Origin of the sequence: Variovorax paradoxus, assembly GCF_040544635.1 — a bacterium.
GTDB lineage: Bacteria > Pseudomonadota > Gammaproteobacteria > Burkholderiales > Burkholderiaceae_C > Variovorax > Variovorax paradoxus_R.
This window is the reverse complement of record NZ_JBEPKJ010000007.1, coordinates 196,779-208,751: the sequence shown is the minus strand read 5'-3', so window position 1 is coordinate 208,751 and position 11,973 is coordinate 196,779. Positions and strand designations below refer to the sequence as shown.

At 58.8% G+C, this 11,973-nt stretch carries 7 protein-coding genes and 2 pseudogenes; 4 read left to right on the top strand and 5 right to left on the bottom strand.

Annotated elements, in window-relative coordinates; genetic code table 11:
* The first annotated feature begins 129 nt into the window (after positions 1–129).
* Entirely contained in the window at positions 130–1,521 is a 1,392-nt protein-coding gene (locus tag ABIC94_RS14215) for a hypothetical protein (protein ID WP_354373638.1), read from the top strand.
* 128 nt (positions 1,522–1,649) lie between these two features.
* Here ABIC94_RS14215 and ABIC94_RS14210 read toward each other — a convergent pair.
* A pseudogene (locus tag ABIC94_RS14210) lies at positions 1,650–1,791 on the bottom strand (helix-turn-helix domain-containing protein); the annotation flags it as partial.
* A 358-nt stretch (positions 1,792–2,149) separates the two neighbouring features.
* Between ABIC94_RS14210 and ABIC94_RS14205 the strand changes: the two are divergent.
* The 3 genes and pseudogenes from ABIC94_RS14205 to ABIC94_RS14195 all read left to right on the top strand — a co-directional run.
* Entirely contained in the window at positions 2,150–3,664 is a 1,515-nt protein-coding gene (locus tag ABIC94_RS14205; protein ID WP_354373637.1) for an MBOAT family O-acyltransferase, read from the top strand.
* 2 nt (positions 3,665–3,666) lie between these two features.
* The gene (locus ABIC94_RS14200) at positions 3,667–4,644 is read left to right on the top strand and encodes a hypothetical protein (RefSeq protein WP_354373636.1); all 978 of its coding nucleotides are present in this window, start codon (positions 3,667–3,669) and stop codon (positions 4,642–4,644) included.
* Positions 4,645–4,696: 52 nt separating this feature from the next.
* Positions 4,697–4,833: pseudogene (locus tag ABIC94_RS14195) on the top strand (IS481 family transposase); the annotation flags it as partial.
* Here the strand turns inward: ABIC94_RS14195 and ABIC94_RS14190 are convergent.
* The 4 genes from ABIC94_RS14190 to ABIC94_RS14175 all read right to left on the bottom strand — a co-directional run bounded on the left by ABIC94_RS14190 (position 4,830) and on the right by ABIC94_RS14175 (position 11,916).
* Positions 4,830–5,711: a GDP-mannose 4,6-dehydratase gene (locus ABIC94_RS14190; protein ID WP_354373635.1), complete on the bottom strand. Its 882-nt coding sequence runs from the start codon at positions 5,709–5,711 to the stop codon at positions 4,830–4,832. The pseudogene ABIC94_RS14195 and the gene ABIC94_RS14190 overlap by 4 nt on opposite strands.
* Positions 5,708–6,745, bottom strand: a complete 1,038-nt coding sequence (gmd, locus tag ABIC94_RS14185) for a GDP-mannose 4,6-dehydratase (protein WP_354373634.1) — start codon at positions 6,743–6,745, stop codon at positions 5,708–5,710. The genes ABIC94_RS14190 and gmd overlap by 4 nt, the downstream gene beginning before the upstream one ends.
* A gap of 99 nt (positions 6,746–6,844) precedes the next feature.
* Entirely contained in the window at positions 6,845–10,585 is a 3,741-nt protein-coding gene (locus ABIC94_RS14180; RefSeq protein ID WP_354373633.1) for a glycosyltransferase, read from the bottom strand.
* Positions 10,585–11,916 carry an FkbM family methyltransferase gene (locus ABIC94_RS14175; RefSeq protein WP_354373632.1) on the bottom strand — a complete coding sequence of 444 codons (1,332 nt, stop codon included), beginning with the start codon at positions 11,914–11,916 and terminating at the stop codon, positions 10,585–10,587. Before ABIC94_RS14175 ends, ABIC94_RS14180 begins: the two co-directional genes overlap by 1 nt.
* Between the last annotated feature and the right edge of the window lie 57 nt (positions 11,917–11,973).

Below are 11,973 nucleotides of genomic sequence, written 5' to 3'. Positions count from 1 at the left end.
AACGACAAGGCTTTCGAGTTGTCCAACGATATGCATCTCGACTTTCTCAGTTTCCCGTTTACGATTTGACCATCTGACGACTGCCGGCTCGACGGTCGCGACACTTTCAAGCATGAGGGAGAAGTTGCAATGAAATGGCTTGCTTTAGCGGTCAGCACCGCGGTATTCGTGGGAGGAGTGACAGGGTGTGGCGGCGGCGGTGGAGGAGCCCCCATTCTTCCCATCACTCTTCCGATCTCAGTCAGCGTGACGGTCAACGGCAATGCTGTGAACTCCAGCAACGACCATTATTCCGTGAGGCCCGGTGACAAGATCACGGTCACGCCAAACCAAAGTGCGGACTGGACCATGATTTCGGATCCCGACGGCTCGATAAGCCTGCGCAATCCCGAGATCTCCGCCGCCAAGTGGTCGGCGCAACTCGTCAACACAACTGGCGCAGCAGGAGTGCTCACCGTCAGTGCGAAAGCCACTGCCAATGCCGCGTTCATCAAAGACGTTGTGTTCAACGTTGCTGCGGGCGACGCGCGCAATGGCATATACAAGGTTTTCTCGACCAACGGAACGAAGCCGACGCTGTCCCTCAATTTCGACACGATGTCGTACACGTTAACGGATTCTGGGGGCACCACCCTATCGGATGTTTTTGTCCCCGATCCCTCGGAGGTGGGTGCCTATGTGTTCAAGAGCGTCCGCAACACGCCGCAGGCGGTTACTACGCGGTTCCGGCTTGCTGGCGACACGGTCGTCGGTACGTTCCCGTTCGCCGTGACAGCTACGCTTGCGTCCAACGTCTACACAAGCCAGCCGTTCGTCGCATCTCGTGCACTCGTCACCACGCAAAGCGCGCTGGACGGTGTCTACAACCGTCTCGGTCTCGATCGATGGATACTGACGCACGACAAAACACTGCACAACTCCGAAATCCGCCAGGTCCAGGTAACCGCCGGCGGCACGGTGTACCTTCTGTGCGACGAGCCGAGCATCACATCCATAGCGTCTTGCCCCGCGGCCTCTTTGCGGACCTATAACGTTTCCGCAGGCATCGCACCCGACGAATGGAGCATCACAAACGTTGCAGATTCGTCCGACACGGATACCTTCTCCGTCGCCCGTGTGGCTGGAAAGAATGTCTACCTCGCAGCCGGGCCCTACCCGAAACTTCCGAACAGCATGGTGTTTCGTATTGGATTGGCCGAGTCCGCGACGTGGCCGGTTACCAATGCCAGCGGCGGCGATACCGCATGGAATTGGGGATCACTGAATTTCGATGCCACGACCTACAGTACTGTGCGAATCGCGCAAGACGGCACGACTTCGGGATTCGTGGCCAACCTGAGTTCGCCCAGCCCAACGATTATGGGTTTGCGGACCTTCGTCGGCCCCGATGCGGGTAACTACTTTGCGATGCAAGACGGCGCGCTGTCAGTCGTGATTGGCGCTCCCAGTACTCCTCCCACTGCCCCTTTCGACGCTGGTGATCCAGTATCTGGCTATTTGCAGATTGGCTTGGTGCACTGATGGGCCTGGGGGCCAGATATCCTATGGCTGTTGGATTCCATCGATTCTGACCCCAAATTTCCATTGAATACTGACCCATTCGCTTTGTGAGCCCGAAGGCGTCGCGGTGTGGATAAGTGCTTGGTTGTGTGGATCTGCCGCAGATTGCGCTGCTGTTTCCTCGATTTGGTGGCCTCGACCGCGAGCTTGCTCGAGCTCGCCCGCTCGCAGGTACTTCTTTACGGTGTTGCGAGACAGGTCTGTACGCCTGGCTATCTCGCGGATGGACATCTGCTCACGCAGGGCCCAGCGTCTGATGACACCCAATGTCGCCACGTCTATTACTCCTAGGATCCTCTGCCTTAAAAATGAGCAGGGCAGGGTTCTACGTGGGTCAGTCTGAGACGGAAATTTGTGCGTTAGCCGGGTCAATTTTCGGTGGCAATCAACACAAAGGCGCCGCGTGACTCCTACCTAAGCCCGCGCAACTGACCAGGGCGCGCGAACTCGGATGCTGATGCTGGTCGGGCCAATCGCTGCGCTTGAAGGGCTGAACGAGGACTCCGCATGGAATGTGAGCACATAGAATGCCGCTCTGGAGACAAGGCGTCGCCCTCATAACGCTGACCGCGGCGCAGCCAGAACATCAATGCTCTTCAACTCACTCGAGTTCCTCTTCGCGTTTCTTCCCTTAACTCTGTTTGCCACTTGGTTGGCGATACGGTGGGGTGGGCAGCAATCAGGCATCTTCGCACTCACCTGTGCGTCGATCTTCTTTTATGGTTGGTGGGAGGTTGGAGCCGTTTTGGTTCTTGGCGCCTCGGTCGCTTTCAACTTCACCATTGCGCAGAAGTTGGCAGAGCAGAACGAGTTTGCCCGACGCAAGAAGCTTCTTGTCTTGGGAGTGGCTTGCAACTTGTTTGCCCTCGGATACTTCAAGTATGCAAACTTCTTCGTTGAGAACGTTGCTGCAACGACCGGATGGCGTGTGCAGCACCTGCACATCGTTCTGCCGCTTGCCATCTCGTTCTACACCTTCCAGCAGATCGCCTTCCTCGTTGATACCTATCGCGGACAAGTCGGACGCGTCGCGTTCAAAAACTATCTGATCTCGGTGGTCTTCTTCCCGCATTTGATCGCGGGCCCGTTGCTGCACTACCGCGACATCATTCGTCAGTTCGAAACAAAGTTCGCGCTATCGACTTCGACGCTGTCTGCGGGATTTCCTGTTTTTCTCATGGGCCTGTTCAAGAAGGTCGCCATCGCCGATCCGATTGCGCAGTTCGTTTCGCCCTTGTTCGCCAAAGCGCAGAGCGCGCCGCTGGATTTCGTCGAGGCGTGGGCCGCCTCTCTCGGGTATACGGCACAGCTGTACTTCGACTTCTCCGGCTATTCGGATATGGCGATCGGCCTCGGGCTGATGTTTGGGATCACACTTCCGCTGAACTTCTTCTCGCCCTACAAAGCCACTTCGATCATCGAGTTCTGGCGCCGCTGGCACATGACGCTGTCGAGCTTTCTGCGGGATTACCTCTACATCCCGCTGGGTGGCAGCCGTGTGCATCCGGCCAGGCGCTATGTGAATCTGATGATCGTCATGTTGCTCGGAGGCCTTTGGCACGGGGCGGCATGGACGTTTGCCTTTTGGGGAGCGCTCCATGGTTTATTTCTCGTGGTGAACCACCTGTGGCGACATTTCGTACCGGAGCGCTTGGACTCGTTGCATCGCTTGCTCACACCGGTCTACGGCGTGCTGACCTTCTTACTCGTTGTCGTTGCCTGGGTCTTCTTCCGAGCACCTTCGTTCGACTCGGCTTTGCGAATCCTGGCGTCGATGTTCGCGCCTGCGATGGTCGCGCTGCCGAGCGAGATCGCCTATCACTTCGGCGCGGACATCCTGAGTGGGATCTCCTGGGGCCAGGGCATGAGCTTCGCCGACTTCACGGCCTTCTTCACATACCTTTTCTTCGCGTACCTGATCATTTTCTTCGCGCCGAACACCAGCGAGATTTATGGTTTTGGCCAACAGCATGGTTTCGCGCGACAACCGATCGGCCGGACACGGAGTGCCGCTCGTGTACTTGGCACGGCGGCATTGGCGTGGGCTGTTGGGTTCGGCGTATTCAGTGCGGCGCCGTCCGAGTTTCTCTACTTCAAGTTCTAGAGATGCGCCTGAGGCCTTTCCTGCTCGGAGCCGCGGTGTTCTTCTGCATGATGGCTCTTTGGGTCGCTGCACTGCAGCTGTTTCCGCGGCCCATCGAGGCGTCCTGGATCGAGGGGATTTACGAGAAGAAGGAGGCCGCTGCGTCTCGGATCGAAGGGCCGAAGCTGGTCATCATCGGCGGGTCGGGCACACACTATTCGTACTCTGCTGAAGAGTTGTCGAGGCTCACCGGCTTTCAGGTTGTCAATCTTGGAACTCACGCAGGATTGGGAGGCGACTACATATTGCACCGCGCAAGGGCGTCGTTGAAGTCCGGCGACGTTGCCGTGCTCGCTTTGGAACATCAGTTGGTTTATCGCTCACGGCCCTCGACGGTTCTTTCGACGTTCGTGCTGACGAGCGACCCTCGCTATCTGCTGAGCGCGCCCCTTCAGAATATTCCTGCACTTCTGTTCGGTTATCCGCCAGTACAAGTAATCCGGCAAGCGGCCGCCAGATCGATCCCCTACAACTCTCCGCTTTATCGCCCTGAGACTGTCACGGCTTCGGGAGATGAGAGTGCCAACATGGTGGCGAACAAGCTGCCCTATATGGCAGCCACTGTTAGTGCACTGCCGGCCCTGAATCTCAGATTGACGCCCAACCCTCACGTCCCAGCCCCATTTCTGTTGGCCTTCGCGCGCTGGGCTAGGAAGCACCAAGTCGGCGTGGTTCAAGCTTGGCCGGCCACAACTTTCAGAAGCGCGTATCTCACGCCGAACTACGAAGCGTACTTCGAACGTTACGCTCAGACTTACCGGAATGCTGGCTTCTTGGTTGTGGGGCGGCCCGAAAGATACCTGCTTCCGGAGAACCTCATGCTCGATTCCATGTATCACGCGGACTTCGAGGGAGCCAAGAGGATCTCGCGGGTATTTGCAGAAGATCTCTGCAAGGCAATCGTCTGCCCCCGCAATCCGCTTCGGGTTACAGGCGAGTAGCCGGGTTAAATTTCGATGGCCTTCAACACGAAGAGGCTGTGGCCGCGTCTGAGCCAACAGCCACGAGCGCATGGCATGGTTGTCGGTATTCCTGAGCTACTACGACGCCCGATGGCCCATGCTGCACTGAGCTACAGGCCTCCGGCTTCCCGTCTCGGTGGGAATAATCTATTGCAACTCGGCATCTAGCGGGGTGAAGCGCCAGCGGCGGCAACGTCCAACATGCGCTGCAAAGTATCTTTCAAAGAAGGCATCTGCAACGGCGCTCGATGCGCTGAGGCAACCTTGTTCAGCTTGTCGGGATTCCCGCAAAGCCGATGCACTTCGTTGGGTCTGACAAACCGCGAATCGACCTCTACCTTGATCGAGTGTCCCGTCAGTTGTTCGAAGGTATCGATGACATGCTGCAGTGTGTACGGCTGACCCGAACATACGTTGTAAGCCTCGCCCGGCTGCCCATGCGAGAGCAGCAGCAGATAAGCATCGCACACCATGCGGATGTCGTTGAATTCACGCTCCACCAGCAGGTTGCCCAGCGAAACTGAAGGCGCACGTGCGGCAAAGTGCTCGGCCAGCTTTGGGATCAGAAAATTCGAATCCTGCCCTGGTCCGGTGTAATTGAACGGCCTCGTGATCACGAGGTCGAGCCGCTCGGCGTACGTGCGAGCCATGTATTCCATGGCCAGCTTGCTCATCGCGTAGTGATTGACCGGCGCGGGCGGCTGGGTTTCCGCAAGCGGCGATTGCTCGCTGTTGCCGTAGATGTTGGCGCTGCTGGCCAGCAACACACGCCGTGGAGGCACGGGTAGCTGCACGAGCGCATCGAGCAGGTTCGTGGTGCCAACTACATTGACGGCGTAAAACGCTTGCTCTGCCGCATGCCCGACGAAGCTGATTGCCGCCAGGTGAACGACCGCATCCGGTCGGGCATCCTGGATTTCCTGCAGGAGGCCCGCCCTATCCGTGAGGTCAGCACGCAAAGCAACAACTTCATGGCCCGCATCGCGGGCCTGTTGTGCGAAAGGACGGCCGGTGAAACCTCCCGCCCCGGTCAGCAAAATTCTCAAAACGAGAAGCCTTTGGTGTTTCGCCGCAAATCGGCCTCGACCATCATCTGGCAGAGCTGTTCCAGCGTGGTTTTGGGCTCCCAGCCCAGTTTTGCTTTCGCCTTGGCGGGGTTACCAATGAGCAGTTCGACTTCTGCGGGCCGGTAGAACTTCGGATTGATGCGCATGACGGTCTTGCCTGTGGCGGAGTCGACTGCCACTTCGTTTTCCGCAGAACCCTTGAACTCCACTGCAATGCCTGCGCCCTTGAAGGCCATTTGAACGAAGTCACGCACGGTTTCCGTGCGATTTGTGGCAAGTACAAAGGTATCGGGCTCGTCGGCTTGCAGCATGAGCCACATGCCTTCCACGTATTCCTTGGCAAAGCCCCAGTCGCGCTTGGCGTCGAGATTGCCCAGCTCGAGCGTGTCGAGCAGGCCGAGCTTGATCTTGGCCACCGAGTCGGTGATCTTCCTGGTTACGAATTCGCGGCCGCGCAGCGGGCTTTCATGATTGAAGAGGATGCCGCTGCTCCCGAAGATGTCGTAGCTTTCGCGATAGTTGATGGTGATCCAGTGGGCATAGAGCTTCGCCACACCGTAGGGGCTGCGCGGATAGAACGGCGTTTCCTCGATTTGCGGAATGGCTTGCACCTTGCCGAACATCTCCGAGGTCGACGCCTGATAAAAGCGGATCTTGGTGTTTGTGAGGCGGATGGCTTCGAGCAGATGCAGGGTGCCGACGGCGGTGATCTGTGCGGTGGCGGCTGGCTGGTTGAAGCTCACGCCCACAAAGCTTTGCGCGGCAAGGTTGTAAACCTCGTCGGGCTTGGCCTCATTGATCAGCGCAATCGAACTACCCAAGTCCGTCAGGTCGTACTCGACCAGATGCAGGTCGGGATTGTTTTGAATCCCGAGTTCCTCGATGCGCCAGAAGTTCACTGAACTCGTGCGGCGATAGGTGCCATAGACCACATAACCCTTGGACAAGAGCAATTCAGCCAAATAGGCGCCGTCCTGCCCTGTAATGCCGGTAACAACAGCGCGCTTCTTCATAACAACCTCTTTCCTGAATTCTTGATGATGGATACAAACTTGCGAGGGCCAGGACCGTGATCGCAGGCCATATTTTGCTGCATACGCAATGAGGCCCTGCTACGGCAGGTGCCGATCATCGGATCGAGGCACGCTCACAGCGTTCCCCTCGAGCAATGCGGCCTTGAACTGCTCGGCACTTTGTTGCCAAGTCAGATACGGCATTTTCGTGGATGACGGATGGCGGCCTTGGCTGAACAGTAGGAGCCATTCAGTGACCGACTGGGCGATGGCTGCGGCGTCGCCGCTGAAGTAGAGGGCGTGGGAGCCCGCAACTTCACGAAACACCGGCAGATCGCGCGCAATGATGGGAGTGTCGTGTCTTGCAGCTTCGATCAGTGGCAATCCAAATCCTTCGCCCTCGGAGGCCGCGATGAGGCATGCCCCCACGGCATAGACGCGTTCGAGGTATTCATCGCTGATGCCTTCAAGCCAGAACAGGCGCTTTCCCAGTTCCGGATGCTGGCGCAGACGGGAGACCAGGTCGTCCACCATCCAGCCCTGTTTACCAACAATAACGAGATTCGCCTGGAGTTCCTGGTCTGCCCAAAGGTGCTCGAACGCCTTCAGCACCTGCTCGTACCCTTTGCGGGGTTCGAGGGTGCCAACCATGAGAAAGCTCGGCCTCGCCGAAATGTTCTCGAGAATGGCGACCGCTTGGGTGGGCATGCCCGATGTCGGCCGCGAAGACGCGAGATCGGCACCCAAGTGGAACGACCGAATCTTGAAGCGGGCCAGGTTGCAGCTCGGGACGTTGCGGGCCAGCCAGTCCGTCAACTCGTCGGCCACGGCCTGCGATATACAGATGGCACCGTCGTTCTCGGCAACCGCCCGCAGCCAACGCTCATGGCCTTCGTTCAGGTTCTGGGCAAAACGCGAGCTGAGCAGGATGGGGAGAAGGTCATACACCACAAAGTCGACCTGCACTCCCAAATGGCGCAGTCGGCGGAAAAAATCTCCTTGCTCAGGAACGATTTGTGGCGAGAGGTCCAAGCCGACGAAAACGTCGTCTCGTCGCGCATCAATCCATTCGTCCTGCAAGCTTTCTGGCGGGCATTGCAAGAACTGAAGGGTGAATCTGCGTGCGTATTTGTAGCCTTGTTGCCCTGCAGCTGAATAAACGGGCTCGATTCGATAGCCTTCAGGCGGGGAATCGAAAAGCGCCTGCAGCAATGACTTCACGAGTCGCTGGATGCCGCTGCGGGAGTCGTGGCGAACGAGTTCTGAAACGTCCACGAAGAGCTGGCGGCGTGGAGCGGGCAAAGGCAGCGAAGCTGTAATGCTTCGCGCCATTTCGGCAAGCTCGACCGGCGTCAGGCGATCGCTCTCGCCGATGGCTTTGATGAGGCCATCGCGTCCCTGCATGGCCTTGGCAGCAAAAATCTCGATTGCGCCGGCATACTGGCGCGCGCAAGTTTCGGGCGCATGCACCGCCTGAATCAATGCCCGGCCGCTCGTCGCGAGCGCCAGGCGTGCAGAGGCCGAGCCTCTCAGGTCTTCGAGTGCTTTGATCAGATCCGCATCCGAAAAATCATCCGGCAGCATCCGGACCGCATCGCTCGGCAGGCCCGCCATAGACCCGTTGGCATTCGTGATGGTCGCGACCTCGTTCGCCATTGCGTCGAGCACCGCCGCTGAGGTTTCGCCGCGCGACAAGGTTCTCAGCTGAACCGCAATGTCGGCGGCTTGGAGGTAGCGCTGGAAAGCCGCTTGCTCCGCCCAGCCGGTGATGGTGACTTGCCCTTGCGTTGCCAGCACATCTTGCTGAATCTGGGCGCCATAGGTGCCCTGGTCGTTCTCGCCAACGAAAACCAGCTTGCATCTGGCATCTCGGGCCAAACTTGACGAGAGCCACGCCTGAAGCAGACGATGGTTGAGCTTGGTGGGCCCGAGCATGCCGAACGCGCACACCAAGACATCTGGTTCGCTCAATCCCAGTTCCGCACGTGCGCTTGCCCGGCGGTCCGGGGAGGGCGCGGGCAAGGTGCGGAGCAGAGGAATCAATGCCCAATCGGTTGCTGCATCGTTGCCGAGCCATGCACTGGCCAGTTTCTTCGAGTGGTCGGAGTGAACGATGACCCCTTGGGCAAAACGAAGAACGTCGAAATTGCACGGGTACTTGAAGACGACGTCTGCGAGTTCGTTCGCCTTGGAGCGGTCGACAACGGCGGGATAGCCATGCGACGCGTAGAGGGCCTGAGTCCAGCTGTTGGCTCGCTGGCTGGCAAATTCGCGATGAGCTTGAATGTTGCCCAGAAAAAAATCGTGGAGGACGACGATCCCCGGGATTTCGGCAATCAGATCGAACATGTGTTCGTGAAGATCTGAATTGCCGAAGTGATACAGCACACGGTCGAATTCGCCTGAATGCTGCCGAAACCAATCGATGCTGCGTACCGCGAAGCGGCCGCCCAAGCGTGCGTCCTCGACATTCGAGAGAGGCGTGATCAGGTCGATTTCGTAGTGCCGGGAGAGCTCTGGCAGCAGTTCTGCACTGTAGTCCGCGATACCACTGCGTTCCGGCGGAAGCGGCGACACATAGGCGAGTCGTGGTCGCGGTTGGCGGCGGTGCACTGCCGGCGCTCCATTTCGCAGCGTGGAGGCATGCAGTGCCTCCAAGCCGTCTAGTGCTCGACGCGCGGATTCGTCCCACGAGAATTTCTTCGCCTGGGCGAGTCCATGCTGGGCCAGGTCTTCTCGAAATTCGTGGTCCGTCAGCGCTTGATTTATCTTGGCCGCGATGGCTGCTTCGTTGCGCGGATCGAACAGGGCATCATCGCGGCCAATGACCTCGGGCAAGCTCGACGTGTTGGCGCCGATCACAACGGCGCCGCACTGCATTGCCTCGAGCGCAGGCAGCCCGAATCCTTCGTGCCATGACGGAAAAACGAAGAGCTTGCACAGGTTGTACAGGTCTACGAGGTCCGGCTCGGGAACAAAGCCCGTGACGACCACCCCATCATCGGCCAATCCCAGGCTCTGCCCCAATTCAAGCAGCCGACTACGATCCTCGGGCCGCGCGGAGCATACGATGGCCAACTGGTGGCTTTGCCGCACGTCGCTAGGTAGCAGCGCGAAGGCCTTGATCAGTCCATCGAGGTTTTTCCGGTGATCGATGCCCCCCGTGTACATCACGAACGGCTTGTTGAGTCCATAGTGCGTCTTCAGCTGCTGTTGGCGTTCTACCGGGACATCGGTCTGCCGGAAGTGGTCGTACGCCGCAGTCGAGACGTTGATGCAGCGTTGCGGATCGAGATCGAGCTGTGTGATCCCTTCCTGGCGGGACGATTCCGAAATGGCAAGCCACATGTTCGCCCGTTGCAGCGCCTCGACCTTTCCCATGTACCACGCGCGAACGCTTCCATCGTCCAGATAGGGATGCGGATTGATCAGCGGAATGAGGTCGTACAGCGTGACGGCTGTCGGCAAGGTTGCGAATCGGCCCACGCTCGTGACAGAAGCATCGCCTAATCCTTCGAACAGGCTGGCCACATGCACGACGTCGGGACGCAAACTTTTCAGGAAGGCCTCGTAGAGCTTTTCTTGCGCGCGGCGGCCATGAGCACTGACCGATCCGGGGGCGGCGTACCAGACGTGAACATTCTTCGGATCGACCAAGCCGTCGAAGGCAACGCGTACTTCATCGACCGCATCGGCGAAACACCCATTCAAAGCCAGCACTACTTCATGGCCACCCGCGCGGGTCGCCATCGCTTGGGCAAGGGACGACGAATAGCGCCCGATGCCTCGTGTTCTGCTGCCGACGGATTGCGCCCCCTGAAGATCGATCACTATCCGCATCAGGGGCCCTCCTGCCCGCGCTGGCTTTGTGCCAGTTGACGCAAGGTGATGAGGGTGTCGGGCGATTGCGTGTCTGAGCCTGGGGTTGCAACTGTCGTGGATTCGGTTGCAAGCACCGCGCTCAGCCGCCGCTTCAGCGGAGGGATGAGGCCGATGATCGATCTGGCGGCCTTGCCGAGCGCTGGTGAACGGCTGACTGCAGTGGCTGAGAGGCGGAGCGCGGATTTCACGCGTCGTTTGCCCCCCTCGAGCAAACGACCATCCCGGGCTGCGGTAATGAGCCGGCGGCCCAGTGTGCGTTCAGCAAGGCGGGCACGTTCTTCTGCGAGTGCGACACGAGCTTCCAGATGCTTGGCGCGTTCCTCCGCGCGGCCCATGCGCACATCAGCTTGGCTGGCACGCGCTTCAGATTGGGCGGTCTGGGCATTGAGTTGAACGACGCGCGCCTCGGCCAGAGCAGCCTTTGCTTCGGCTTGGGCAGCCTTCGCCTCGGCCTGGAGCGCGCGCTCTTCAGCATGGTGAACCTGCGCGACGGCTTGGTCTCGCAGCGTAGAGAGCTGATTCACGGCGTCCTGCATCTCCGCGCGAACGCGCGCAACCGCACCTACGCACCAGGTCCCGGACAGCCCACTGAGCTGCGCTTCGTCGAATACGTTGGGTGGAACCTGCAGCTTTGCCGCGAGTTCCCTGTGCTCGGCTGCGACATAAAACCGGTTCAAACCGTCGAAATAGGCAAACTCGTAGCCCGAATTGACGAGGACCCGTTCGGCACCTTCGTAGCGAAGCTCGGTCGACATTGGAACCGTTGCTTCAATCGCGATGATCCATGGGCGCAATGCCTTGCTGTCCCAGCCCCGGAGTACCTGCTCCTCCAATCCTTCCACGTCGATCTTGAGCCAGTGCACATCCCTGCCTGCCAAAGACGCGAATGCCGTTTTCATTGTCAACACGGGCGTCTGGATCACCTGGTGGGCGAATCCATGCTTTGCCTCATGGAGATCTGCAAAGGCTTTCACTCCGGTGCTGAGGCCTGAGTTTTCGATGACGTACAGTTCCATCACGCCTTCCTGATCTGAAAGCGCAACCTGCAATACTTGCTCGCCCGGGCGGTCCTCCCGGATCATCGCCGCGTAGTGGGGCACCGGCTCAACGTGAATTCCGCGCCAGCCGTGTTCATAGAAGGCCTTGCTGACGGAATCGAGCACGGGGTGCTGGGCACCTATGTCGATGTACAGGCCTTCGGAGATGTGCTTCAAAGCCCGCCACAACACGACGTCTTCAAAATTTTGTGCGTACGAAGTGAAGACTTCGGGCTTGGTGTCATCTGTCATGGGCGACGTGTGGGTGGTCTGCTTCTTTTAGGAAAAGAACGTTGATCTCTAGTGCAT

What these genes read in the sequence shown, in the direction of transcription:
- ABIC94_RS14215 (WP_354373638.1), top strand. Translation starts at nt 130, where the DNA reads ATGAAATGGCTTGCTTTAGCGGTCAGCACCGCGGTATTCGTGGGAGGA.
- ABIC94_RS14205 (WP_354373637.1), top strand. Translation starts at nt 2,150, where the DNA reads ATGCTCTTCAACTCACTCGAGTTCCTCTTCGCGTTTCTTCCCTTAACT.
- ABIC94_RS14200 (WP_354373636.1), top strand. Translation starts at nt 3,667, where the DNA reads ATGCGCCTGAGGCCTTTCCTGCTCGGAGCCGCGGTGTTCTTCTGCATG.
- gmd (WP_354373634.1), bottom strand. Translation starts at nt 6,745, where the DNA reads ATGAAGAAGCGCGCTGTTGTTACCGGCATTACAGGGCAGGACGGCGCC.
- ABIC94_RS14180 (WP_354373633.1), bottom strand. Translation starts at nt 10,585, where the DNA reads ATGCGGATAGTGATCGATCTTCAGGGGGCGCAATCCGTCGGCAGCAGA.
- ABIC94_RS14175 (WP_354373632.1), bottom strand. Translation starts at nt 11,916, where the DNA reads ATGACAGATGACACCAAGCCCGAAGTCTTCACTTCGTACGCACAAAAT.